The sequence below is a fragment of the Myxosarcina sp. GI1 genome (assembly GCF_000756305.1).
GTDB lineage: Bacteria > Cyanobacteriota > Cyanobacteriia > Cyanobacteriales > Xenococcaceae > Myxosarcina.
In genome coordinates, this window is record NZ_JRFE01000019.1 from 63856 (window position 1) to 87778 (window position 23923).

24 protein-coding genes are annotated in these 23923 nt (G+C 39.3%); 18 read left to right on the plus strand and 6 right to left on the minus strand.

The annotated features are described in order from the left end of the window. Positions 1–637: 637 nt before the first annotated feature. Together KV40_RS14465 and KV40_RS14470 are read left to right on the plus strand one after the other, a co-directional pair. Positions 638–1870, plus strand: a complete 1233-nt coding sequence (locus KV40_RS14465; protein WP_036482788.1) for a DUF4912 domain-containing protein — start codon at positions 638–640, stop codon at positions 1868–1870. A gap of 375 nt (positions 1871–2245) precedes the next feature. Then, the gene (locus KV40_RS14470; protein ID WP_052055644.1) at positions 2246–2692 is read left to right on the plus strand and encodes a response regulator; all 447 of its coding nucleotides are present in this window, start codon (positions 2246–2248) and stop codon (positions 2690–2692) included. A gap of 55 nt (positions 2693–2747) precedes the next feature. Here KV40_RS14470 and KV40_RS14475 read toward each other — a convergent pair whose 3' ends face one another. Next, the gene (locus KV40_RS14475) at positions 2748–3530 is read right to left on the minus strand and encodes a class I SAM-dependent methyltransferase (protein ID WP_036482791.1); all 783 of its coding nucleotides are present in this window, start codon (positions 3528–3530) and stop codon (positions 2748–2750) included. Continuing rightward, entirely contained in the window at positions 3527–4870 is a 1344-nt protein-coding gene (locus KV40_RS14480) for a TldD/PmbA family protein (protein ID WP_036482793.1), read from the minus strand. The genes KV40_RS14475 and KV40_RS14480 overlap by 4 nt, the downstream gene beginning before the upstream one ends. A gap of 113 nt (positions 4871–4983) precedes the next feature. Here KV40_RS14480 and KV40_RS14485 point away from each other — a divergent pair, with 113 nt between their 5' ends. Both KV40_RS14485 and KV40_RS14490 read left to right on the plus strand, forming a co-directional pair. Further along, the gene (locus tag KV40_RS14485) at positions 4984–6357 is read left to right on the plus strand and encodes a circularly permuted type 2 ATP-grasp protein (protein ID WP_052055662.1); all 1374 of its coding nucleotides are present in this window, start codon (positions 4984–4986) and stop codon (positions 6355–6357) included. Positions 6358–6427: 70 nt separating this feature from the next. After that, positions 6428–7411: an alpha-ketoacid dehydrogenase subunit beta gene (locus tag KV40_RS14490; RefSeq protein WP_036482798.1), complete on the plus strand. Its 984-nt coding sequence runs from the start codon at positions 6428–6430 to the stop codon at positions 7409–7411. A 76-nt stretch (positions 7412–7487) separates the two neighbouring features. Here the strand turns inward: KV40_RS14490 and KV40_RS14495 are convergent, their stop codons facing one another. Next, a complete protein-coding gene (locus KV40_RS14495) occupies positions 7488–9203 on the minus strand; it encodes a TolC family protein (protein WP_036482801.1) in 1716 nt (571 codons plus the stop codon). Positions 9204–9622: 419 nt separating this feature from the next. Here KV40_RS14495 and KV40_RS14500 point away from each other — a divergent pair, with 419 nt between their 5' ends. From KV40_RS14500 to KV40_RS14540, 9 genes are all read left to right on the plus strand, one after another. Continuing rightward, positions 9623–9838 carry a DUF2555 domain-containing protein gene (locus KV40_RS14500; RefSeq protein WP_036482803.1) on the plus strand — a complete coding sequence of 72 codons (216 nt, stop codon included), beginning with the start codon at positions 9623–9625 and terminating at the stop codon, positions 9836–9838. Positions 9839–10141: 303 nt separating this feature from the next. After that, the gene (locus KV40_RS14505; protein ID WP_036482806.1) at positions 10142–10627 is read left to right on the plus strand and encodes a DUF2656 domain-containing protein; all 486 of its coding nucleotides are present in this window, start codon (positions 10142–10144) and stop codon (positions 10625–10627) included. Further along, on the plus strand, positions 10624–11175 hold the full coding sequence (locus KV40_RS14510; protein WP_036482809.1) for a phycobiliprotein lyase: 552 nt from the start codon (positions 10624–10626) through the stop codon (positions 11173–11175). The genes KV40_RS14505 and KV40_RS14510 overlap by 4 nt, the downstream gene beginning before the upstream one ends. Before the next feature lie 605 nt (positions 11176–11780). Next, entirely contained in the window at positions 11781–12695 is a 915-nt protein-coding gene (locus KV40_RS14515) for a phycobilisome linker polypeptide (RefSeq protein WP_036482812.1), read from the plus strand. Between the two features lie 171 nt (positions 12696–12866). Then, positions 12867–13631 carry a phycobilisome rod-core linker polypeptide gene (locus tag KV40_RS14520; protein ID WP_036482815.1) on the plus strand — a complete coding sequence of 255 codons (765 nt, stop codon included), beginning with the start codon at positions 12867–12869 and terminating at the stop codon, positions 13629–13631. A gap of 72 nt (positions 13632–13703) precedes the next feature. Then, positions 13704–13943 (plus strand): phycobilisome linker polypeptide, encoded by a 240-nt coding sequence (locus KV40_RS14525; protein ID WP_036482817.1) that lies wholly within the window; start codon positions 13704–13706, stop codon positions 13941–13943. 140 nt (positions 13944–14083) lie between these two features. Beyond that, positions 14084–14620 (plus strand): phycobiliprotein lyase, encoded by a 537-nt coding sequence (locus KV40_RS14530; protein WP_036483101.1) that lies wholly within the window; start codon positions 14084–14086, stop codon positions 14618–14620. A 63-nt stretch (positions 14621–14683) separates the two neighbouring features. Further along, a complete protein-coding gene (locus KV40_RS14535) occupies positions 14684–15304 on the plus strand; it encodes a chromophore lyase CpcT/CpeT (protein WP_036482820.1) in 621 nt (206 codons plus the stop codon). Positions 15305–15589: 285 nt separating this feature from the next. Further along, positions 15590–15898: a hypothetical protein gene (locus KV40_RS14540; protein WP_036482822.1), complete on the plus strand. Its 309-nt coding sequence runs from the start codon at positions 15590–15592 to the stop codon at positions 15896–15898. Positions 15899–16100: 202 nt separating this feature from the next. Here the strand turns inward: KV40_RS14540 and KV40_RS14545 are convergent, their stop codons facing one another. Both KV40_RS14545 and KV40_RS14550 read right to left on the minus strand, forming a co-directional pair. After that, on the minus strand, positions 16101–16751 hold the full coding sequence (locus tag KV40_RS14545; RefSeq protein WP_036482825.1) for a ComF family protein: 651 nt from the start codon (positions 16749–16751) through the stop codon (positions 16101–16103). 217 nt (positions 16752–16968) lie between these two features. Further along, complete coding sequence (locus KV40_RS14550) at positions 16969–17760, minus strand: S-adenosyl-l-methionine hydroxide adenosyltransferase family protein (protein ID WP_036482832.1); 792 nt, start codon at positions 17758–17760, stop codon at positions 16969–16971. Positions 17761–18064: 304 nt separating this feature from the next. On the opposite strand from KV40_RS14550, the gene KV40_RS14555 reads away from it, so the two are divergent. The 3 genes from KV40_RS14555 to KV40_RS35740 all read left to right on the plus strand — a co-directional run bounded on the left by KV40_RS14555 (position 18065) and on the right by KV40_RS35740 (position 20227). Next, positions 18065–19072, plus strand: coding sequence for an adenosine deaminase (locus KV40_RS14555; protein WP_036482835.1), 1008 nt, complete (start codon positions 18065–18067; stop codon positions 19070–19072). Positions 19073–19300: 228 nt separating this feature from the next. After that, entirely contained in the window at positions 19301–19771 is a 471-nt protein-coding gene (locus KV40_RS14560) for a hypothetical protein (protein WP_036482837.1), read from the plus strand. A gap of 81 nt (positions 19772–19852) precedes the next feature. Further along, positions 19853–20227: a calcium-binding protein gene (locus KV40_RS35740; RefSeq protein WP_052055646.1), complete on the plus strand. Its 375-nt coding sequence runs from the start codon at positions 19853–19855 to the stop codon at positions 20225–20227. Here the strand turns inward: KV40_RS35740 and KV40_RS14570 are convergent. Next, entirely contained in the window at positions 20224–20502 is a 279-nt protein-coding gene (locus tag KV40_RS14570; RefSeq protein ID WP_036482838.1) for a hypothetical protein, read from the minus strand. The two genes, KV40_RS35740 and KV40_RS14570, sit on opposite strands and share 4 nt — an antisense overlap. 323 nt (positions 20503–20825) lie before the next feature. Here KV40_RS14570 and KV40_RS14575 point away from each other — a divergent pair, with 323 nt between their 5' ends. Further along, positions 20826–22019: a DUF2235 domain-containing protein gene (locus KV40_RS14575; RefSeq protein WP_036482840.1), complete on the plus strand. Its 1194-nt coding sequence runs from the start codon at positions 20826–20828 to the stop codon at positions 22017–22019. A gap of 281 nt (positions 22020–22300) precedes the next feature. After that, positions 22301–23698, plus strand: coding sequence for a cytochrome P450 (locus KV40_RS14580; protein ID WP_036482843.1), 1398 nt, complete (start codon positions 22301–22303; stop codon positions 23696–23698). Positions 23699–23923: the final 225 nt, after the last annotated feature.

The window sequence follows — 23923 nt, forward strand, 5'->3', positions numbered from 1 at the left end:
CGAATAAGCTATCAAAATTATCTAGTTGTATTCGGGAAAAGGTCATAAACCAGAGTAAAAAAATAGAGGCGTTCGAGAAAATGCTCGCGTCTCTATTTTTTTTGAGCCAAAAATCAAAATTTATTGACATTGCTTAAATTGACTAACTGCCAAGACTTTTCAAGGATTTTGATTAGTAATTTCAATTCTAGTTATTAACTTTGTTTATCAAAATATCATTGCGGGGATCGCAAAAGTCATGAAACGATCGCATAACGATCCCCAAAAGCCAGGAAATTCGTTTGATAAACATTATTCGTTAGTTTGACCCCTGGATATCTCAAAAATTTTTTTGTTAAATATAGTTAAGCAGTCGCAGACCGATTTTTATTTAATTCATCAAACTAAAAATTAAATTTGTGAAGAGCGGAAATTTTGCTATTAGCAGTTTGAATACAAACAGACTCAAATTTACAAAACACCGTATAGAACAAAATGCCTGCGACAAACAATACAGATAGACAAATATTGGAAAGTATCCAATATTGTTTGAATAATTTTTAGTAGACAAAACACAAATAGAAAAAGCTTTAATTATTTTAAATCTGGAGATATCGCCTAATTAAATATCGTCTACAAACTGGAGACTGTACACACAATGGCAAAAGAACGTCCACCATTAGAAGAAATGACTTTAAGGCAACTGAGAAAAGTTGCCAGCGAGTTTAGCATTTCTCGCTACAGTCGGATGCGTAAAGCGCAATTACTGACTGCCATTAAAGAAGCAATAACAAGATCGGAAACAGAAAGATTTTCTCAAAATTCAATAGTAGTTACAGAGGAGCAAGAAGTGGAAGCTGCAAAATTTGAAGTAGGTCAAGAAGATAATCAAACCGATTCTTTAACTTCGGTCGATCGCGATTTAGGAGAGCTACCCGACGGCTATGGCGAAAGTCGTATCGTGCTAATGCCTCGCGATCCTCAATGGGCATACGCATATTGGGATGTTCCTAACGATCGTAAAGAAGAACTACGTCGTCAGGGCGGACAGCAGTTAGCCCTGCGTCTTTATGACGTTACTGACATCAACATCGATACTCAAGCCCCTCACAGCGTTCAAGAATATCTTTGTGATGAAATGGCAAGAGAATGGTATCTACCCATTCCCGTAAGCGATCGCAATTACGTGGCTGATATTGGCTATCGCTGTGCGGATGGTCGTTGGCTAATTCTAGCTCGTTCGACAGCAGTTAGTATTCCTCCCGTCTATCCTTCAGACTGGATTGAAGATGCCTTCATTACGGTTAATTGGGAAGAAGATTTACGAGGTAAAACTTTCTACGAGTTAGTTCCTCCTGCTAAGAAACAAGCAAGCGTTACAGCCGAAGGAGTTGCCGAAGGTAACAAGATTTACGACCGCGTCTTTGGTATGACTAAAACTACCGAAGCTATGCGCGTTGCAGGCTCTTTGTTTGGATCGATGCAGCAAGTTCCCGAACAGGCAGTTAGCTCTTATGTCTTCCCCTCTGGCGTTGGTATGTGGGCTGTACCAAATGTATCGGGCTTGAATATGTCTGGTGTTGGCTTTTCTGCTGATGTCGTACCTCCCCGTCCTCGTCAGTTCTGGCTGGTTGCCGACGCAGAACTAATCGTTTATGGTGCTACCGAACCCGATGCCACCGTAACTATCGGCGATCGCCAAATTAAGCTCAATCCTGACGGAACTTTCCGCTTCCAGATGTCTTTCCAGGATGGTTTAATCGACTATCCCATCAAAGCAGTAGCAGTCGATGGGGAACAAACCCGTTCGATTCACATGAAGTTCGAGCGCGAAACTCCTTCCCGCAATACAAATACTAAAGAAGAAGCAGTTGAAGAGTGGTTTGCTTAATTTTAAATTTTAAGCTATGGCAATATAACGCCATTTAAAAAAATAAGTTCGTTCGAGCTAGGGGTTTGACAAGTTCAAACCCTTTTTTTAGTTTCAATATAGAATTAAAAATTACGGTGAGACTTCTTGCCGTTAAGCTAAAAATTTTCTTTTGCGAGCGCAACTAAAGTTTATTAAGTTTTTTTTCTTTGTGTTATGATTAATTGGCTTACAGATAAACTTAATTTAAAAAGTATTAATAAATACTTAATCAAAGGTATTTGATACAGGCAAAGTTGACCTATTTTGTTTTATTGTAAACTTATGCTCAAAGCTAAGTTTTTAGCTTTTTGCGCTCAAATTATACTTTTTCAGTAAAAAAGAGGAATCAATTTGATGAAACTGAAGTCAAATTCTCTGCAAAGTAAACAAGTACCGATAATATTAGTTATTGAAGATAACGAAGATAATTTACTGTTTATTTCTCACGCACTGATTTTTTTAAAGTATACTTTTGTAGCAGCAAGAAATTTAGAAGAAGCTAGAGCAATTATCGAGCGGCAGCAGCCAGCATTAATTTTGTTAGATATTATGCTTGGTAAGGAAAATGGCTTGAGCTTGGTGCGGCAACTAAAAGGGAATCCTCGGACTAAAAAAATTCCAATTGTAGCAGTAACGGCAATAACTCAGCAGCAAGAATGCGATCGCCTTTTACTTGAAGGCTGCGATCGCTATTTGAATAAACCTTACTTACTAGAAGATCTGCAAAAAATTATTGCGGGTTACATTAGTAAAGCGGCTGTAAATGTCCAGGGCTTGTTTCCGTTAATGGCTTTTAGCTAAATACACAAATTAGATGACGGTAAATAATCTTAGCTTTTGGGATACAAAACCTATATTAGCAAGCAGCATAAATCCAAACTTCGTATTTGGCTTGAGACGATAACTGTCTAGTTAAAGAACCGTATTTTTTTACACAAAACTCTTCAAACTTTTTTATTATTCGCTTAAAAATTTTATCTGACACGCTCCAACATAAACCGTACGCTTTTAATTTATAGAAGCTAAGAAGTTCTTCAACAGAGTTGCTTACCGTCCATTCAGACGCGATCGCATAATTAGATTGATAACCTTGGCTCTGAAAATAGCTTTCTATATCGATTTCGACTACTTTCGATCTTGGTTCGACTCGATACTCAGCCAAAATAGCTCTCAAGTAATTCTCAAATTCCAGACGTGCTGGTGGAGTAATCCAGCGAGCGTTGAGGTAAAAACCTTGTGGTTTTAAAACGCGATCGATCTCTCTCAAAAATTGCTGCCAATTTGCAACCGTATGAATCATGTTAACTGTTAACACAACGTCAAAACTACAGTCTGTAAAAGGTAGTTGTGAAGCATCGGCATGAATGAGCTTGAGATTTAGCGGAATTTCGTGCAGTTTTTGTCTGAAGCGATCGATCATTTCTTGAGAAATATCGATTCCAGTCACAGAGTAGCCGCGTTTAACTAAAGGCAGAACATTTAAACCAGTACCGACCCCAGGTTCTAAAAAAGAAGTTGTAGGAGTCGCCTTTACTAATTCCAAAATAAATTCTGCAATTTCTTCAGCAACTGATTCTGTCATCCAGCGAGTGCGATCGTAGAGATGAGCAATATTGTCGTAATAGTTAAACTGGCTCATACACTATCTGTTACGCTGCTAAAGTGAAAATTCTCAACTTGGCAACCAGGAATAACGCTACTGCCACAACGCTGCGCTTCACTCACTGCGACAACATTATTTAGCATTTCAGGTAAACTTTGATTGAAGCGTAAATTTTTAATGGGATATGCTAGCTTACCATCTTCAATGAGGAAAGTACCATCTCTAGTCATTCCCGTTACTTCTAAGGTGCGGGGGTTAACATAACGCACGTACCAGGCGCGACTGACAAAAATACCTCGTTCGGTGCTAGTTATTAAATCTTCGATGCTTTGTGACGAGCCAGTCATCACGATGGGATACATTGCGCCAGTAGGTTGTTTGCCCTGTTTTTCTGCCCAATACTGACTGTAGGATAAGGTTTGGGGAATACCATCTTTGATAATGTCTAAATAGCTATTAGCCAAACCGTTACCAAAAAATCTACCCGACTGTAACAGAGGATGAGCGGGATTGCGCTGTACCTGCACGATAGGATTGAACAACTGCTCCCCAACTCTATTACCCATAGCTCCAGTTTCATCGCTACGGGACATAAACGATCGCCCTTCATCAGCCGAGCGCGCATCTAAATTCCAAATTACCCAGGGTAACAGACTGCTCATCGCCGCAGGTTCAAAGATAACCGTATAGTCTTCTGGTTTAATTTCACGGGGATTAACCGAAGCGATCGCCCGTTCGATAACTCTTTCTGTAGTTTCCTCAATTGGCAACTGCGATACGCTCCAGGCGGTGCGCCTACTCCAGCTAGAACCATTGTCCAAACGAGCGGTAAAGCTAAAATTGGCATCCGTACCGCGATCGCTGACTAATAAACCGCGAGAGTTACCGATGGCGTATAGTGAAGTATCCGTACTTAGGGTTCCCGAACCATTTACCCCTGCCTTTTTGCTCAAGGAACAGACTTTTTGAATCATTTCTCCTTTAGCTAATGGGGAAAAATTAGCAGTGGCGCGATCGAAAGCTGGAACACGTTCTTCGTAACTTTGAGGCGGCAGCAATTCTACCCATTCTGGATCTTCTGGGGCAAAACGAGCTAAAGCTTCCGAACGGCGTAAAGTCTGAGTAATAGCGTCTTTATCCAGTTCGGTGGTAGATGCCGAAGCACTGCGCTTGCCAAAATAGCTAGTTGCCGTCAGGTTGAACTTATTTTTGCGAATATTTTGCCCGATCTGATTTTCGCTAAAGCGGCTGAGAGCAGATTCGCTCGCACTCAGACTGATAAATACTGCTTCTGCTTCCGATTGTGCGATCGCCGCTTCAATTAAAGTTTGGGCTTCTTCTCGACTGATAAGAGTGGTTTCAGTAGCTATGGTCATAAACTATCTAGCAACAAACAGTAAAATTAGTTTTATTATGCTTTTAGCTTAGAAAATTTTTAAAAACCGTGCTTTTAGATTCTTATAGTACCGAAAATTTTTTCGATGAGTATATGACAGCTACTGGCGAGGCGCGATCGCCAGTTGTAGCAGTTGTTGAATGGCTTCAGCAACGCTCATTAGCAGAACTGGAAAAGATCGAGCAGCAGGCGCAGCAAATACTAGATGACTTGGGAGCTATTTATATTGTTGACGGTAAAAAACAAGTTTTGCCTTTCGATATTATTCCCAGAATTATTGCTGCCAAAGAATGGCAAAAGTTAGAAGCAGGTTTAAAACAAAGAGTTCGCGCTCTCAATTTATTTTGCGCCGATATCTACGATCGCCAGCAAATTATTAGCGATGGTATTATTCCAGAAAATATTGTAACTTCAGCAGTTGGTTTTGTTCCCGAATGTATGGGCATGAAGCCACCTAATGACGTTTGGTGCCATGTTAGCGGTATCGATCTAGTTAAAGACAAAGACGGAAGTTGGTTTGTACTAGAAGACAATCTGCGTATCCCCTCTGGTATTGCCTACGCGCTTTACAATCGCTCGACCATGAAGCAAGTTACACCACAACTATTGGACAAAGTAGCAGTCGAACCAATTGCAAACTATCCCCAAGAACTATTAAAAACCATGCAGAATAATTTTCTTGGCGATAAAAAACCAACTATAGCAGTAATAACCCCAGGTAGCCACGAAACGGCATATTTCGAGCATTCTTTCTTAGCCGAGCAAATGGGAGCTTATTTAGTAGAACCAAAAGATTTGGTTATCGATGATGGTTACTTGAAATTACACGACGATGAACGATTACAGCAGATTGACGTTCTCTACCGTCGCGCCAATTTCGATCTGCTAGATAAGATGCCAGGCAACAACTATGACAGCGGTACGGCAGCAATTATTGCTCTATGCAAACAAGGTAAGCTCGCCGTAGCCAATGCCGTCGGTACGGGAGTAGCAGACGACAAGGTAATTTACGCTTACGTACCAGAAATGATTCGCTACTATCTAGATGAAGAACCCCTATTATCTAATGTTCCTACCTATCTCTGCTGGCAGGAAAGCGATCGCGCCTATGTTTTAGATAATTTAGATAAGCTGGTAGTCAAAGCGGCTAGTGGCGAGGGGGGCAAGGGAATGTTAATTGGTAATAAAGCTAGCCAGGAAGAAAGAGAAACATTCGCGCAAAAAATTAAAGCCCAACCCAGAGAATATATCGCTCAACCGACACTTGCTCTATCTCGTATTCCTACATTAGTTGATGGCAACATAGCAGGCAGACACGTAGACTTGCGCCCCTATATCTTACACCAGGGCGATCGCCTGTATGTTTTTCCTGGAGGCTTAACCAGAGTAGCTTTGGTCAAAGATTCTTTAGTAGTCAACTCTACTCAAGGTGGCGGTAGTAAAGATACTTGGATTTTGGCAAACTAATCTAAGTTACATTTGTGGCTAGATAGATAGTGGTAGGATTAATTTTTGCTGAGGTTAGATAAATATACTTATGGCTGAAACTTTGATGTTTAACGCTTTAAGAGAAGCGACAGACGAAGAAATGGCAAGAGATAACACCGTCTTTGTCTTGGGAGAAGATGTCGGACACTATGGTGGTTCGTACAAAGTTACTAAAGATCTGTATAAAAAGTATGGAGATTTACGTCTGTTAGATACTCCCATCGCCGAAAATAGTTTCTGTGGTATGGCGGTAGGAGCGGCTCTCACTGGCTTGCGCCCGATTATTGAAGGGATGAACATGGGCTTTTTATTGTTAGCGTTCAACCAAATTGCTAACAATGCGGGAATGCTGCGCTACACTTCGGGCGGTAACTTTAAAATCCCGATGGTAATTAGAGGACCTGGAGGTGTAGGCAGACAGTTGGGTGCAGAACACTCTCAAAGGTTAGAAGCGTATTTCCATGCCGTACCTGGCTTAAAAATTGTTGCCTGTTCTACTGCCTACAATGCTAAAGGTTTATTAAAAGCAGCGATTCGCGACGACAACCCCGTATTATTTTTTGAACATGTCTTACTTTACAACCTCAAAGACGATTTGCCAGAAGAAGAATATATCGTACCTCTAGACAAAGCAGAAATTGTTCGTAAAGGCAAAGACGTTACTATTCTTACCTATTCGCGGATGCGCCATCACTGCACCCAGGCTTTAAAGGCGATCGAAAAACAGGGTTACGACCCCGAAATTATCGATCTAATTTCTCTCAAGCCTTTTGATATGGAAACAATTCGGGAGTCGGTACAAAAGACTCATAAAGTGATTATTGTCGAAGAATGTATGAAAACAGGCGGTATAGCTGCCGAATTAGTCGCTTTGATTAACGAACAGCTATTTGACGAACTAGATGCGCCAGTACTGCGTTTATCTTCCCAGGACATTCCTACCCCTTACAACGGTGCTTTGGAAAGATTGACCATCGTACAGCCAGAACAAATCGCTGAAGCCTTACAAAAAATGATGGAATTGCGAATATAGACGAGTAGTGAGTAGTGAGTAGTGAGTAGCAAGTCAAGATAAACTACCCATTACCCGCTACCTAATATATTTTCGTCTATGGTAAATCGTACAAACTATTATCAGGTAAATTAGTAACCGCACGTTGCAGTTGAACATAAGACTGATTGTAGTCAATAATTGCGCTTACTAAATCGCCTCTCGCCTGAGTTAAGGCTGTTTGAGCGTTAATAACATCGGTTTGCGTACCTACACCAGCCTGAAAACGCAATCTCGCCAGTCGTAAACTTTCTTCGGCTAAATTTACTCCTCTAGTAGCAGTGTCGATGTTTTCCTGGTTGGCTTCCAAACCGTAGTAAGCTTGCTCCACTTCAAAACGTACCTGATTGCGCTGGTCGGCAAACTGTGTTTCAGCAATGTCAATATCGGTTTCTTCCTGGTCGGCTATAGCACGAGCTGCGCCACCGTCAAAGAACTGCCACTGAACAATCGCCGCAGCAGTGTAACCATCACCCAACTTATCGACATCATCATTAAAACCATTAAATAGCTGGTAACTACCAGTTACACTTACTTGAGGTCTAATATCTGCTAAAGCAATTTGTCTTTGCGCCGCGTTAATTTCCCTTTGTAGTAAAAATTGTTCTAATTCGGCACGATTTTTATATGCTAGTACGATACTTTGGGGTAGAGTCAAGTTCCAATTACCAGCTTCTTCGATCGCATCAGCACTTCTTAAGTTAACCTGTTGCCCCAAACTCAAGGTTTCTGCTAGCTGTCTTCTGGCAATGTTTTGATTAGCTATAGCGGTAGTCAAATCCTGCTGTGCCTGAGCAAGTTCTACTTCGGCTTGTAAAACTTCAAAGCGCGTACCTAATCCTGCCTGCTCTAAAAGCTGTGCGTCTTTGAGTGTTTGTTGGGCATCTTCTACGGCAGCACGCTGAATTTCTACTTGTGCATCGCTATTTTGCAGTTGGTAATAGTCGCTGGCAGTGTCAAAGCGTGTTTGTTCGACGATTGTTTCTAAATCTAATTCATTAAAACGTAGTTGTCTTTTGGCTCGGCGAATATCTGCTCCTCTTCTACCTCCTGTATAAATATCGTAGTTGACTGACACAGAGCCATCAAAGCTAGTACTAGATTCATTGGTACTTCCAAACTGTTGCTCTAACTGTTGTGCAGTCACAGGATCTGCTCCCTCTATAGCTGCCTCTGCGGCTGCCTCACTTAAATCTGCACCCGCAGAGCGAGCATTTTGAACATTTACTGAAGTACTAAAAGTCGGATATAGATCGGCTCTTGCCTGACGTAGTTCTTCCTGCGATCGCTCTACATTCAGACGCGACACCTGTATATCTTTGTTATTTTTAATTGCTAATTCCAATGCCTGTCTTAAAGTAATCGGTTGGGGGGCATCAACATCAACTTCACTAGGTTTAGTAGGAAACAGCAAGGGATTAGCATTAGGATTGAGAATTTCTGGGTTGGGAATTGGCTCTTCTGCCGATTCTAAAATGTTAGTTCTATTTTCTGAAGATGCTGGCGTTGGTGTTGACTGAGAGATTATTGGTACCGACTCAATAGTCAAATTGCTGTCTGTATTTACTAATTTGTTACTTTTGGGGCTAACTACTACTGGTTTAAATAATCCTTTGGCAGAGAGAAAATGAGCTTCAAACTGCGGATAAGGTTCAATCGTATTTAAATGTTTATTTGCTTTGGTAGATGCTTCGGCAGCAGCCAAAGTTACGTTACTCAAAACTATAGCTGTACCAATACTTACGGCTTTTAAAAAAAAATCGATCTTGTCCACTCCTCACTCCTCATATTAAAAAAACATCAACTTTAAAAATCAAACACTACAGACTTTCAATCTCATTCAACAGTCACATTAGTCGCTATTGACGGCGCGAGAAAGTTAGTTTTCAACTCAGTTATATAGGTAGCAAAGCTTACCCAAGCTAGAGCCAGCGATTCTCCTGTAAGTGCCGTTATTTCACGGCAGAACGATCGCCAATGTCAATTGAAATAGTTGAATTCGTTCCTAATATAACAAGCCTCTAGAACTTGCGAACATAAAATAAATTAAAGTATTTCTCAATTTAATTTTTGCCGCGATCTAACTAGCTACTTTATTAAAGTCTGTAATTTTACCCGATCGCAGCAACCTAAGTTAGAATTTGTTGAGAGTCCATTCTGTCTGAACTTTATTGCTTTATTAGGAAGTTAAAAATGAATAAGACCATAAAGTTAATGGGACGCAGTATAGACGATTTAACGGCAGAAGATGTAGCTGCTGTAGCCAATCGTTTAGAAAAAGATGAATATAGTAGTCCTTTTGAAGCTTTGGAAGATTGGCATCTGTTGCGAGCAATCGCCTTTCAAAGAGAAGAGTTGGTCGAGCCATATTTCCACTTATTAGATATTGAAGCTTACGACGAAGCATAAAGTTTCAATTGTTAGAAACCAATAAATAACATTTCTACAAATTTTTGTTAACCAATTCTTTAAAGTTTGTGGAAAACTATGGGGTAATTTGTGGAAAAACAATATTTGCTGTGGAAAACATTTAACTTCTCATCTTGTTAGCAAAATATTAAGATCGAGTAATAGAGTTAGAGAAAGGGTTTCTGTTAAAAACCAATAGTGCCATCTTATAGTAGTGTTGCATTTGCGTACGGCTTTTTTGTAAGCTCTAGTACGCGAGCAAAACCCTTCTAACTAAAGAACCAACTCGATCTTAATTCAAACGTGAGCGACAACAATACGGGGAGAATGCTGCTTTCCCATAATTTCAATCTTTTTAACAACGAACTGCCCGCACTTAATAGAGAACAATTTGCCCAAATATTTATCGATGGATTGAGCGATCGCGATAAACTTAGCTGTAACTCGATTGACAATCCACACTGGATTGTAGAAATTATTTTCTCGAAGCAAACTTTCACTGCCGAACAGATTGGCAAAATATGTGGCGAGCTACTGGCAAACAAAAGACGGGGTGACTTTGGAAATAAATCTAATAGTGAGAAAGCTGCCGATATTTTATTACTGGGAGGAATGAAAACTACCCCAGCTTTGGGTTCTCCCAGTTCATTGCAGCCAGGGGAATGGGGCGTAGATGTAGTTGAGACTAACTCAGCGGCGGAGTTTTTAACTGCTCTCGGTTGGTCGAGTCGTATTGCCCAAAAACCTGTCGAAAGTATTTTTAAAATTGAGATAAAGGGTGAACAATGAATTCTATTTTTCAAGAGTTTTTTCAAGATTGCGTTGGTAGTTGGAAATCGGAACGTACCTATCACTATTTGCCAGAACAACACGTAGAGCGATCGCAAACTACGTTTCAGGTTCGACCTTTAACCAGCGAACAAAAAGTCAAAGTCCTCACAGACAACAGCTACAATTTAGAGCGAGATTTAGATAATCTGCCAGGATTCAATTTAGGTTTTTATACGATTTCTGAAACGGGAGAAGAGGTAACTCAAAATTTAAACTTAATGTTCGTACCCACTACCGAAAGTGGCTCGCTCCTTGAAGGAGATTATTTGCGCGATCGCGCTTATGAAGAAGCCAGACCAATTATTTCTCATTTTCGGTTTAATTCCGTTACCAAAGAATTATTGATGACTACTAACTATACCAAGGTAGTTTCGGTAGATTCAATTACTCTCAACAATCCCAAGGTTCGGATTCGCAAAATACTTAATTATTTACGTCCTTCAGAAGGTCAACCTTTAGAAAACCTACTGTTAGTAGGGTTTGGTGTGGAACTTAAGACAAATTGACAGGCAACAAAGTCTGAAGTTACTTAACAATAGTTAATAATATCCAGCATAAATTTACAAAACTTGATGCTATGTGTTCTGGCTGCATTGTATAAATGAACTTGTAACAGTATATTTTGCCGTTAGCAATAGAGTATGCGTAGGGCAGTGAAACATCACAGAGTAATAGAAAGCTGTGCTGTAACAAGCGCAGAGTCTCTCTAATAAATAACTAACTCGATTTTTCGTTACCTTGCGTTGGCTTGAAGCTTGGCATAATTGATTGATTCACGAACAAAACAAATATTGTTGACGAGACAAGAAAAAGAAGTCACTGAAATGTTTACCTGGGACTTACAACTTTTACTTGTCGAGTTCGCGTATCGATTTTACCAAAGCTCGGAGAAAGCTCCACTGCGGCTAGCAACAGGCTGGCGGAACATACCTCACAGTAGCAAAGCTGCTTTGCCTGTAAAACGCAATAGGAGTTTATCTGACTGACAGTCTGAGTAGGCTGCATCAATCATACTTTGGCAGTATTCTCGACTGGAAATATTTTTAGTATGCTCTAGCGTACTATTTTCTGTTAATCGATCACAAGATTGTTTCTCATAGGAGATTTAAACATGGCTTTTGGTTCATTTGGACCTGCATCAGAATTGGGAGTAGCTCAATATGAAGATACTCCACCTCTAGAACGCACGCCAAATCTTTCCACAGACGAATTAGACACCATTATTAGAGCAGTTTACAAACAAGTGTTAGGTAATGCTTATGTAATGGAAAGCGAAAGGGTAGAAATTCCCGAATCTAAATTCAGAGATGGAGAACTTAGCGTTCGCGAATTCGTCAGAGCAGTTGCTAAATCCAATTTATATCGCTCGCGATTTTTTGAAACTTGTCCCCGCTATCGTTTTACCGAACTAAACTTCAAACATTTTCTCGGTCGCGCTCCTAATAGCTACGACGAGATGAAATTCCACAGCAACATTTTAGATACAGAAGGCTACGAAGCTGATATCGATTCCTATCTCGATAGTGATGAGTATCAAAATGCTTATGGCGAAAACTTCGTTCCTTTCTATCGCGGTTATAAGAGCCAACCAGGTCAAACAATGGTTGAATTCACCCATATGTTTGCATTGTTGCCTGGTGCGGCAGGAAGCGACTTAAAAGGTAGCCTGGCAGGTAACAAACCAGCATTAAATAAAGACGCGATTTTAGGACTTCCCGTTCCCGTAGTTCCTCCTTCTGGTGGTGCTGCTGGTAATGGCTGGTCATTCCAGGAACCAGATACCGCTGGTGTAACTCGCCAAGGATATGGTGCTGGTGCTAATGGTACGGTTTATCGTGTTGAGGTAACGGGTTATAAAGTCTCTAACGTCAAAAGAGACCGCGTTGGTAGATTCCCCGTCAACTCATATTCTAAATTCCGTCGTAGTAATAAGGTTTATTTTGTACCTTACGACCAGTTATCCAAAGAATATCAGCGCATTCACAAACAAGGCGGTCAAATTGCCAGCATTACTCCAGTTAACTAAGACTGACATTCATCTTCGGTAAATACTGAATCAGGAAGATAGATATAAAAGAAAGAAAAAATCACTTTCTTTTATCTTCTTCCTTGGTGTCAATAAAAAGCTCCTCATGTCAGAGATCGAGCAAATCGTTTATCAAACTAAAAACTTTTATTTAAATACAGGGAAAAAATCATGTCATTTTGGGTTACAGATTTACAGCCTGTAGAACTCCGCGAACGTCAAGACGACCAAGATTTTGATGTTATTATTCGTGCGGTCTACAAACAGGTGTTGGGCAACGCTTATTTACTAGAGAGCGAGCGTTTGGACACGGCAGAATCTCTATTGCGTAATGGAGATATTACCATACGCGGTTTTGTGCGTTTGGTCGGTCAGTCAGACCTATATCGCTCTTTATATTTTGAGACTTGCTCGCAGTATCGCTTTATCGAGCTAAATTGCAAACACTTTTTAGGACGCGCACCTTTCGACCAGGCAGAAATTTCTCGGCACGTTCAAATTTATAACGAACGAGGTTACGAAGCAGAGATCGACTCCTACATCGATAGCGATGAATATCTCGATGCTTTTGGCGAAAATATCGTTCCCTGTCCTCGCACCGAGAGTAATCAAAAAACCCTGCAAAACGTAGGTTACAATCGTACCTATGCTTTATATCGTGGTTATGCCAGTAGCGATACTGTTACTAATGAAGCGAGATTAATTAAAGATTTAGCAGCTAATCTACCTACACCAGTCGTGTTACCCAAAAAAGGAGGTGGCGGAACTCCTGGAAATCGCAGCAAACGCTATCGGGTTCAAACTACCAAAGCCAGCCAGGGTTCTCTCAACCGCTTTAGCAATCAAACTTTTGAAGTTAGTTACGACCAGTTAAACGCCAGAATCAAAAACATTCAGCGTACTGGCGGCAAAATCGTCAGCATTACTGAAGTTTAAAGCTTTGGGCGAAGTCAACTTCGCCCATAAAAATCCTAATAAATCTATTCTATTAAATGAGGTAGCAAAATTATGTCAGGAATGGTCACAACTGGAGATACCAATATCAGCAGTTATGGTAGCCGAACGCTAGAAATTACCGTTACTGGTGTTGCCCGACAAGACATTGCTATGCGTAATAGCAACTATACAATGAAAGTCCCATACAGTCGTTTGTCTTCTACAATCCAAAATATAATTCGGATGGGTGGAAAAGTAGAAAAAGTAACTACTTTACCCGCGTCATCTACTTCTACTGAGGAAAATAATTAAATTTACAGCCTCAAAATCTCAACTATAGCTAAGTTTTGTTGCGCTTGAGTCTAGCGGTTATTTACTTAACTGCTAGCACGACGGTTCAAAAAAAGTTTTGTCACTATTTAATTAACAACAATTATTTAATTATTTTTTTAATGGACATCACAGAATTTGTCGAGCTATCTTTAGGAAGATGGCGATCGCAGCGTAGCGTACATCATTTGGCTTTTCGTCATTTTGAACAAGTCACTTCTACTATTGATATCGAACCAATAGACAGTAGCGATAAAGCAATTATCGAGCTTTGTAAAATTCATCAAATCGAACCAAAATTAGCATCTAGTGCTTTTCGGATGACTTGGGAAGGAGAATCGGACTGGGATGAAGATGAAGTTACTCAGGGTTCGACGATTTTAGTTCCTATTCCCAACCGCAGCGATCGCACTAAAGGCATTCTATTGCGAGAACAAGGATATGCCGAGACAATTCCAGCAGTAGGTAACTATACTATAAGTGCTGACGGCACTTTCATTTTACATACTAAATATCAACGAGCCACTGCGGAAGAAAAAATTTGGTTTGCCATGCCAAATTTGCGCTTTCGAGTTTCTTCGATTAAAACTAGTGAGGGAACGGGAGTAGTAACCGCTTCTTTTTCTTCTGAAATTCGTTCTTTAGCATCAAATAATTAAAATAATAGCCAATGTTATTACTTCATAAGTAACTAGCGAACTTTTTAGCAAAAACTTTTTAAAATGTCATCGAAAACCAATAGTTTAGGAGCAGAAAAAAATAGTTTATTATACGAACTAGCTAGCCTAATGGCTGGAGACTTTGATAACTATCGTCAAGCACTTGCAGATCCCAAAACTTACGCTCGCATTCGCATTTTTTTCCGTCCTTTACCTTGGGATTTTTTTTCAGGAATTGGTTTTTATTCCGAACAAGTTTACGAATACGATCTTTGGAGTCCCTATCGTCAGGGAGTACACCGTTTAGTAGATCGCGGAGATGATATTTATATTGAAAATTATCGTCTTTTAGATGCTGAAGAATATGCGGGTGCGGGTCATAACCGCGATATTTTGCTAACTATAGATCGCGATCGCATTCAAAGACGGTTGAACTGTTCGATGGTGTTTAAAAAAGAGGGCGATTTATTTCGTGGTAGCGTCGAACCTGGAAATAAATGCTGGATTGAGAAAAAAGGAATTCAAACTTATTTAGTTAGTGATGTCGAACTCACCGCCAATACTTGGATTAGTTGGGATCGAGGTGTAGATCCTAATACCGAGCGGCAAGTTTGGGGGTCGGCAGCAGGAGCTTTAAAGTTTGATAAAAAAGAAAGTTTTGCTGCCGAACTTCCTTTTGCATAACTGTAAGCAAAGCTTTTAATAGTAATCTTTGTAATATTTAAAATACAAAAATTTAGATTACAATTAAAAGCAAAAAATAAAATTTTTTATTACGCTTTTAAAAAACAAAATTATATTTGGTGACTCGTTATAGCAACAAGTGAGGGTCTTGATTTTTTACTCTAATTAACAAAAAGTTTGTCTTATCGCTCGACACTATTTAAGACATATTATGCCAAATACTGAAAATACCATATTCATTAAAAAATTTTAAAAATTATGATATCGGAGCTAAAAATAAACAGGATGTTGCCACCAGTAGCGAGCAAAAAAATGCAAGCATGGATTAGAAGTAAACATCTAATTTGTGAGGGTCATTTTTTTGTTTTTGAAACTTTAGAATACTCTACGGTAGAAAGGTTTGAAGACTGTGTTAAAAGTTTAGGAGGTAGCTTGATTTCGGTTGAGCCTGTTAAAAAAGTTTGGATTGGCAATCATCGTCAGGTAATTCTATATCAAGCTAAAGCTAGCTTACATACTCCCCATCACGATTTGAAACAATATTGGGTTAAATATGGCGGATTTTATACCAGATTTGACGAACGTTATTGTTAAATTTAGTAGATGGGTTTAATTAATTAAATATAAATTAGCTTAGGCAGGGAACAGGGAACAGAGAAGTAATAAGTAATCAGTAATCAGTAAATTATTTTGACTCGCTACTTGCTACCTCGCGCCTTCCCTTGCGCCTTACTCTTTCAGAGAAGCTTCGCAACGTCGGCGCGGGGTCGCTCGTCTACTTACGAACAAATAACTGTCATGTTTTACCATAAGTTCGTACTGCTCTGGCAACTACAGCTACACCACCTACTCTAAAACCAAAACTGGTTAAAATTTTTGTAGCTTCTATTGCTGTGGCACCTGAAGTATAAATATCGTCTAATAGTAAAAGAGGATATTTTGGTGTCTGTTTGCCAAGACAAAAAGCATTAGTAATGTTTTGCTTTCTTTCTAAGGGGTTTAAACCAAACATAGCTTCAGTGTTGTGTTGTCTAAGTAAAACTTTGGTCTGTAATAAATCACCCGTTTGCTGACAAAAACCCTTGGCAATAATCTCTGCTTGATTAAAACCTCTCGATCGCTGTTTATCTGGATGTAAAGGAATAGGAATTACCGCCATTTTTTCTGGCTTTAAAGCAGTTTCGCGCCAAGTTTTGCCCAAACAGTTGCCCAAAACCATGCCAATTTCTGGGTGAGAGTCGTATTTCATTGTAGCGATCGCACGTTTTAGCTGTCCGTCATATCTTCCCCAGGCAAACAGCGGTAAATCGCCTTGCCACCAGCAATGTTTGGCTAGACGACAACTCTCTAACTTTCTTTCGCAGTAGATGCAAATTGTCTCTGCCGAAGTGCGGTCGCACAAAGGGCATTTTGTTTCGAGAAAAACAGAAAGTAACTCTTTAAACATATACTGTTGGTTCTAAAGATCGATTCAATTGTGCGATCGCTTTAGAGTCAACCGCCACACTTTTAAATGTTAAAAAAAAACTAAGAATTATTTATAGCGGTTCTCATAATTAGTAAAGTACAAATCTACACTTGGAACAGAGCGCTCAAATCCTAAAGCCTAGTGCCTAGTGCCTAGCAAAACCGAAGTGTACCTCATATGACCGAGAACCACTATATTACGATTTTGAGTAAGAGATCGGACGATTAACTTTTGGTTTGGCAAAGCGTTCCCAGGCGTTGCCTCCACGCAAAAATAACTCCATCCAGGTTACTTTGGTGCCGTCTTTTTTTTGCCAGCCAGAACTACCAGGAGCAAAAGCAAGAGTACCTTCGGGGACGCGAAAGCTACCGTCAGAATAAATAGCATCGCTAACTACATCACCAACGCGGACTACTACTTTACTAGACTGAGGTAGATCGACACTGCTGGCTGGTATGGTAGTTTTGATATTGCCGTAACCGTCGCTCCAGGCTACGCGATCTGCTGGTGGATCGGGAATTGCTGCTGGCGCGATCGCATCACCTAAAAGACTGTAATCTTCCATGGCGATCGCTGCTGCTGCTTGCGGAAACACATCCCGCGAACGAAACTGCGAACCTCCTCTAGATACGTTTATATTATTAATCTGTAAAGCTTCTTCTTTTACAAAGGAAAGAGTATAGCCTGCCAAAACTCCAACTATCTGTACCCCGTTGGCAAGTTTCACATAGGTCAATCCTTCTCCTTCATTGTCAGGTCGCGCTTCAAGATTATCCTGTCGGGGGGCGCAGTTATGATAGATCAGGCGATCGGAAGCACCAGGGTTTAAACCAAGTTGGGCGATCCAAAATCCCGTTGCTAAGGTACTAAAAGGAGGCACGCTCAAGCAATAAATTTGTGCGGCAGGTAATTTTTGATTTAAGCGTTGGCTGACTTCAGCAAATGCAGGATCTCCTATACCGTAATCCCCAATCAGATTTATCAACATCTATCTTTTTATAGCGGTAGTTTTCTCTCTAATTTTATTCTCTAAAAAGTTGAAATTAATAAATAACTCTTTGTAGCTACGCTCGCTAGAAAGTTTGGCTGCTGAAGTCAAACTTATTTGTATACTGTATGTAATGTTTCAGAATAAAAATTGTATTGAAGTTAATCTAATTTAGTTAAGAAAGATCGGGCAATCTATCCTGAGTCGGAAAACGCGATCGGTGCCAACAAGAGCGAAAGGCATTCTTAACTATTTATGGTTGAATTTTGAAAGTTAGCTTAAATCAATTGATAAACAAAACGTTATGCATGCATTTATCCGAGACTTACCCAAAGCCGAACTGCATTTACACATTGAAGGTACGTTAGAGCCAGAATTAATGTTTGAATTAGCTCGACGCAACAATATCGATCTACCTTATAAATCGGTGTTAGAGGTAAAAGAAGCTTATAACTTTGAAGATCTGCAATCTTTTCTCGATATTTATTACCAGGGTTCGCAAGTATTACAAAAAGAAGTAGATTTTTACGATTTGACCTGGGCATATTTGCAAAAAGCCGCCAGTCAAAACGTGCGGCACACAGAAATCTTTTTCGATCCTCAATCCCATACCGATAGAGGTATTGCTTTTGAAACCGCCTATCAAGGTATTTACCAAGCTTTACAGGATGGTAAATCTAAGTTGGGTATTTCTAGCCAGCTAATTCTTTCTTTTCTCCGCCATCTTAGTGCTGAAGAAGCACTTGCCACCTTAGAACAAGCACTACCTTATAAAGATAGTATCGTGGCTGTGGGTTTAGACTCTGCCGAACAGGGCAACCCACCTTCAAAGTTTAAAGAAGTTTTCGATCGCGCCCAAGCCGAGGGATTTTTAACCGTTGCCCATGCAGGAGAAGAAGGACCACCAGAGTATATTTGGGAAGCAATTAATTTGCTAGAAGTATCTCGGATCGATCACGGGGTTCGGAGTATGGAAGATCCAGAATTACTACAGTATTTGGCAGAAAAACAAATTCCTCTAACCGTTTGTCCTCTATCTAATGTCAAACTAAAAGTGTTTGATTCGATGGCAAAACATAACCTGAAAAAACTTTTAAACTCAGGTATCTGTGCCACAGTTAACTCTGACGATCCTTCTTATTTTGGTGGCTATATTGCCGAAAATTATCAAGCAGCACAAGAAGCTTTGGATTTAAGCCAACAAGAGCTATATCAATTAGCAAAAAATTCTTTTCAAGCCACTTTCTTATCGCCAGAATCTCAGCAGAAATTAATAGCAGAACTGGATAATTATTGTCAGGTATTGAGTTAACTGTAGCGATACTGTATTTATATTTATTTGTGAACTAAACAATAGAGAAAGGCAATAGAATTTTTTTCAGGAATCATTTAGGATTGCTAATTGCTATAACAATTTATTACCAATATCAATTGCAAACAGCAATCTAAGCTACATTGAGCCGTGAAGCGAGCGTATCAAATAATAGGCAGCGAGCGATCGCTTCTGTTTTTATATCAACTTACATAAGGTTAGGCTCAAATGATCCATCATCTTTCTATTCCCGCTAAAAATCCCTTTCACGTAGCTAAAGTCTTAACCGAACTGTTTGACAATAGTTATTGCGCTCCTTTTCCGTCTTATTCGGGTAGCTACGTAGCTTTTGCTGGCGATAAATACGGAACCGTAATTGAAGTTTATCCCCTCGGTACGGAAATGCTGCCAGGAAAAGACGATAAACCCATACAATTTCGTCATCAAGACACCTCAAATCCATTTATTGCTACTCACGCTGCTATTTCTATTCCCATCGAGCGAGAGCAAGTAGAAGCCATTGCCAAACGCGAACAGTGGCGATGCGTACGTTGCGATCGCGGCTACTTTGAAATAATTGAGTTTTGGATTGAAAATGCCGTATTACTCGAATTAAGTACTCCAGATTTGGCAGGACAATACATAGACGCTTTATCACCAGACAAGCTAGCAGAATATTTTACTAAAGCTAATTCTTAAGTAATCTAAAGAATTTAAACTTTAGCTTATCGCTATTTGAGAGTATAGCTCTCAAATCCTAGTTTTTTGGTAAATATCAAAATGGCAACTATTATTGGTACTACAGACAACGATTTTCTCTTTGGCACACCAGAAGACGATGTTATTAAGTCTTTGGCAGGTAACGACGATATTATTAGTGCTGGAGATGGTAACGATACGGTTGCTGCTGGTAGCGGCGAAGATAATGTTTTTGGTGCCGAGGGTGACAATCGCATTACGGGAAATGCAGGAACAGACTACATTCGAGGCTGGTTTGATAACGATTGGCTCAATGGCGGTAAGGGAACTGATATTTTAATTGGAGAAGACGGCAATGACAGTCTCTATAGCGATAAAGGCAATGACTTGATGTTTGGTGACACAGATGATGTTAATGGTATTGGCGATGATGTCCTAAACGGCAATCTTGGTTAATAATGGCGCTTCACCAGAACTGGTTGCGATTTTGGCAGACGTTTCCTCTGATGCACTCGATCTAAATAATTCCGAGCAATTTGTCTTTTAAACTTGAGATTATTTGCAGCTATAGAGCTAAATATACATATCTCAGTATAGGATGCGATCGCAACTATCTCAATCGTTTTTAGTGTAACGCTGCTGCGGTCTAAATAGTCAGCAGCTTGTTCTTGAAAACGCGAGTGATAAAAATTAAATTCATCTATAGCAGTAAATCTATAGGTATTTAGCATAGTTTTACTGCTTTTTATTGTTTAATCATAGATAATTCAGACTTTAGTTATAAAAAAATATACTCAATGAAACAACTAAAGTTTGTAGTAGTTCTATTTCTTTGGTAAAGCTCAGTTAGAGACGGTTTTCAAATATTTATTATTTTTGTTGTTTATCTGATTATGTCAATCGTTACAAAAAAGTGCATTTAAATAACTACATCAATATCTAATTGAGTTTTATTCATTTGCATAAAACATTCAAATTAAACGTAATAAAAAATAGCAGACAGAAAACCAAAATATTTTAGTCAACTATAGTCTCGTTATTAAGGAGAAAGCTGATGAAACGTTTGATAGTTTGTTGTGATGGAACTTGGCAGAGTCAAAATAACAAAGTAGCTACTAATGTACTTAAAATAGCTCAAGCAATTGAAACAAAAGGAAAAGATAAGAAAGGAAACGAAATCTCTCAAATTCTCTATTACGACCAGGGAATTGGCGCAGTTCCGAACTATGGATCGAAACAATCATTTTTAAAAAATACTTCAGAACGTCTACAAAAACTAGGTGGAGGAGCTTTTGGCTGGGGAATTGATGAAAAAATTGAGGAAGCTTATATTTTTCTTTGCCTCAATTACGAGCCTAAAGACGAAATATATTTATTTGGTTTTAGTAGAGGAGCATACACAGTTCGGAGTTTGGCTGGTTTAATTAGCTATTGTGGGCTACTTCAACGTCCTGATATTAATCATACTGCTGATGCTTATAAAATTTATCGCACTAAAGATGAAACAAACCGAAAACAAAAAGCTGATAATTTTTGCAGTATACACCAAATTAAAGACATCAATATTAAATTTCTTGGATGCTGGGATACTGTAGGAGCTTTAGGAATTCCTAATATCATTCCCTGTTTTTCAATTGATAAATATCTCACAAAAAAATATAAATTTCACAATAATAAACTAAGTTCGATTATTGAAAATGCCCGTCATGCGATCGCCATTGATGAAAAGCGATCGGCTCTTGAAGTTACATTGATGAAACCAGGAGACGGTTTTGAAGAAAAAAGTTTAAAACAAGTTTGGTTTCCAGGCGATCATGGTTGCGTTGGCGGTGGCTCAGATGAAATTATTGAGTTGTCAGACGGTTGCCAGCTAAATACTTTAGATTTGTCTAAAGTAGCTTTAGAGTGGATGGCAGAAGAAGCCAAACAGTTAGATTTAGATTTAGATTTAAAACTTGTAAAAGATTGTGGTGACTTGGCGAGTAATCAGAAGTATTTAATAGGAAACAAAAATATTAGAGAATTTGTAAATAAAATTCTTAGGGCGACTTTGAAACCTATTCAAGACAAGCTAAGTAGTTTTGTTATTAAGGAACGAGATCTTAGCAAGTTTAAGGATTTAGAAAAAGACTTTGATGAAAGCGTTATAGATCTCTGGTGCGATCGCAACTACCGCCCTAATAATCTGAGTTTTATTAACAAAGAGCTAGAGAAGCATTGTTTTTCTAAAAAAGATGTTGATATATAGGCGAGCGCAATCTACTCGAACACATTTAGCTTAGTACTTATAGCTATTTAAGCTTATAAAATTGTCAGTAAAGTTAGCTTGTTTTTTTTGGTGTTATAGCTGGTGGCAGTCAAGGCGTTCACGAACTAGCTAATGCTTATCAAGGAATTATGCAAAGACTCAAAAAGTAATAAACTAATAAAAAAGATATCAAAATGATATTTTGTAATAGTTATCGATTAGAAAAAATAAAAGAAATTTGTTTAATTATCTTTAGCAGAAATTGGTGAGATTATAGTTTTATGAAGCAACAGCAAGGTGACGTAACAATTCTTGCAAAGGGTCAAGCCACACCAAAAGGAACGACTACACCACCGAGAAAAGCAAAGTGGTACGATACGTTTGTTTATATTGCCGATCCTGCTAAATTTTGTCAGCAAAATCTTAAAAAATACGGCGCGGTTTTTAATACAGGTGTTTTTGGAGGTAACACGATCTTTGTTGGTTCGCCTCAAGCAATTCAAATGGTCTTTAACGGCGACTCGCAGTATACCGAAATTTTCTTACCCGACACCACAATGGATATGTTTGGCGAGTATAGTCTGTTTCAACGTCCCGATTTACATAAAGAGCGGAAAAGTGCCTTGAAACCAGGACTTACTGGCAGTGTTTTAGCGGGATATATACCTCAAATTAATAAAATTATTATTAATGGTCTAAATAACTGGACTGAAGGAAAAATTTCACTTTATCCAGCAGTAGAGAAAATTTGTTTTGAAATACTCGTTCCTCTACTGTTAGGAGTTGACATAAATGAGGCTAACCCTAGTTTTAAAGGATTGCCTCTCTCTTCTCCCGATGAACTAAAATCTCTCTACCAAACTTACTTTGATGGTTTCTATGGTTTGGTGAAATGGAAATTACTTTTAACTGCCTATGGTAGAGGACTGAAAGCAAGAGCAAAGTTGCTGGAGTTTATGCGTGCGGTTATCGCACAACGGAGAGCTGCCTCAGCAGAAATCGATCCTCAAGCCGATTTTCTGGCGATGATGCTTGTCAGTCAGCAGGAGAACCCCGATGGAGTTTTTAGCGATGCTCTAATCGAAAATCAATGTTTGTTGCAATTATGGGCATCTCATTATGAAATTTCTGGGCTGATATCGTCCTTAATTTATCTGCTGGGAAAACATTCTCAGGTATTAGAGAAATTGAGAGCCGAGCAACAAGAAATAGGTATTGAGTCACAAGCGAATACCTTATCGCGGGAGAAGTTACAGCAAATGAGCTTTTTAGAAGTAGTTATAAAAGAGACTCTACGAATTTTGCCTCCTACTTCAACAGCTAACCGCCGCTTGACTAAATCTGTAATTGTCGAGGGAACGCTCTATCCCCAAGGTTCTACTGTTATTGCCGAACCGCGTTTAGCACACATTATGCCAGAACACTTCGAGCGACCCGAAATGTTTGAACCAGAACGTTTTCTACCGCCTCGCAACGAAGGCAGAATGTATGAATATATTCCTTTTGGTGGTGGCGTACACGCTTGTTTGGGAGCGCAGATGGCAATGATAATTACTAAAATATTTGCTTCTCAGTTAATCCAGTTGTTTGACTGGCAACTAATAGGCGAACCTTCTTTTGTGCAGTTTCCCATTAAAAGAATTAAAGATAACTACCAAATTAAGCTACAAAAGCGTTAGATGTATTTTGAGACTACAAAGAATTAATCATAGCAACACAGTACGCAAAGGTTTTATCTGCCTGCCTTGCTTTATCAGTTTGTCCAAATGATACAGATTCTGCTGGTTATGTCTGACAAAATCGATCGCGCTCTTTGATAAACAGTTAATAGTGACTGACAGCAAATAAAGCAAATAAATAGAAGACATTTTTCTCAATCGGAAATATTACCTGAATTTTTCCTC

Bases quoted from the DNA above. Each gene is read 5' to 3' on its own strand.
- KV40_RS14465 (WP_036482788.1), top strand. From the start codon at position 638: ATGGCAAAAGAACGTCCACCATTAGAAGAAATGACTTTAAGGCAACTG.
- KV40_RS14470 (WP_052055644.1), top strand. From the start codon at position 2,246: ATGAAACTGAAGTCAAATTCTCTGCAAAGTAAACAAGTACCGATAATA.
- KV40_RS14475 (WP_036482791.1), bottom strand. From the start codon at position 3,530: ATGAGCCAGTTTAACTATTACGACAATATTGCTCATCTCTACGATCGC.
- KV40_RS14480 (WP_036482793.1), bottom strand. From the start codon at position 4,870: ATGACCATAGCTACTGAAACCACTCTTATCAGTCGAGAAGAAGCCCAA.
- KV40_RS14485 (WP_052055662.1), top strand. From the start codon at position 4,984: ATGACAGCTACTGGCGAGGCGCGATCGCCAGTTGTAGCAGTTGTTGAA.
- KV40_RS14490 (WP_036482798.1), top strand. From the start codon at position 6,428: ATGGCTGAAACTTTGATGTTTAACGCTTTAAGAGAAGCGACAGACGAA.
- KV40_RS14500 (WP_036482803.1), top strand. From the start codon at position 9,623: ATGAATAAGACCATAAAGTTAATGGGACGCAGTATAGACGATTTAACG.
- KV40_RS14510 (WP_036482809.1), top strand. From the start codon at position 10,624: ATGAATTCTATTTTTCAAGAGTTTTTTCAAGATTGCGTTGGTAGTTGG.
- KV40_RS14515 (WP_036482812.1), top strand. From the start codon at position 11,781: ATGGCTTTTGGTTCATTTGGACCTGCATCAGAATTGGGAGTAGCTCAA.
- KV40_RS14520 (WP_036482815.1), top strand. From the start codon at position 12,867: ATGTCATTTTGGGTTACAGATTTACAGCCTGTAGAACTCCGCGAACGT.
- KV40_RS14525 (WP_036482817.1), top strand. From the start codon at position 13,704: ATGTCAGGAATGGTCACAACTGGAGATACCAATATCAGCAGTTATGGT.
- KV40_RS14530 (WP_036483101.1), top strand. From the start codon at position 14,084: ATGGACATCACAGAATTTGTCGAGCTATCTTTAGGAAGATGGCGATCG.
- KV40_RS14535 (WP_036482820.1), top strand. From the start codon at position 14,684: ATGTCATCGAAAACCAATAGTTTAGGAGCAGAAAAAAATAGTTTATTA.
- KV40_RS14540 (WP_036482822.1), top strand. From the start codon at position 15,590: ATGTTGCCACCAGTAGCGAGCAAAAAAATGCAAGCATGGATTAGAAGT.
- KV40_RS14545 (WP_036482825.1), bottom strand. From the start codon at position 16,751: ATGTTTAAAGAGTTACTTTCTGTTTTTCTCGAAACAAAATGCCCTTTG.
- KV40_RS14550 (WP_036482832.1), bottom strand. From the start codon at position 17,760: ATGTTGATAAATCTGATTGGGGATTACGGTATAGGAGATCCTGCATTT.
- KV40_RS14555 (WP_036482835.1), top strand. From the start codon at position 18,065: ATGCATGCATTTATCCGAGACTTACCCAAAGCCGAACTGCATTTACAC.
- KV40_RS14560 (WP_036482837.1), top strand. From the start codon at position 19,301: ATGATCCATCATCTTTCTATTCCCGCTAAAAATCCCTTTCACGTAGCT.
- KV40_RS35740 (WP_052055646.1), top strand. From the start codon at position 19,853: ATGGCAACTATTATTGGTACTACAGACAACGATTTTCTCTTTGGCACA.
- KV40_RS14570 (WP_036482838.1), bottom strand. From the start codon at position 20,502: ATGCTAAATACCTATAGATTTACTGCTATAGATGAATTTAATTTTTAT.
- KV40_RS14575 (WP_036482840.1), top strand. From the start codon at position 20,826: ATGAAACGTTTGATAGTTTGTTGTGATGGAACTTGGCAGAGTCAAAAT.
- KV40_RS14580 (WP_036482843.1), top strand. From the start codon at position 22,301: ATGAAGCAACAGCAAGGTGACGTAACAATTCTTGCAAAGGGTCAAGCC.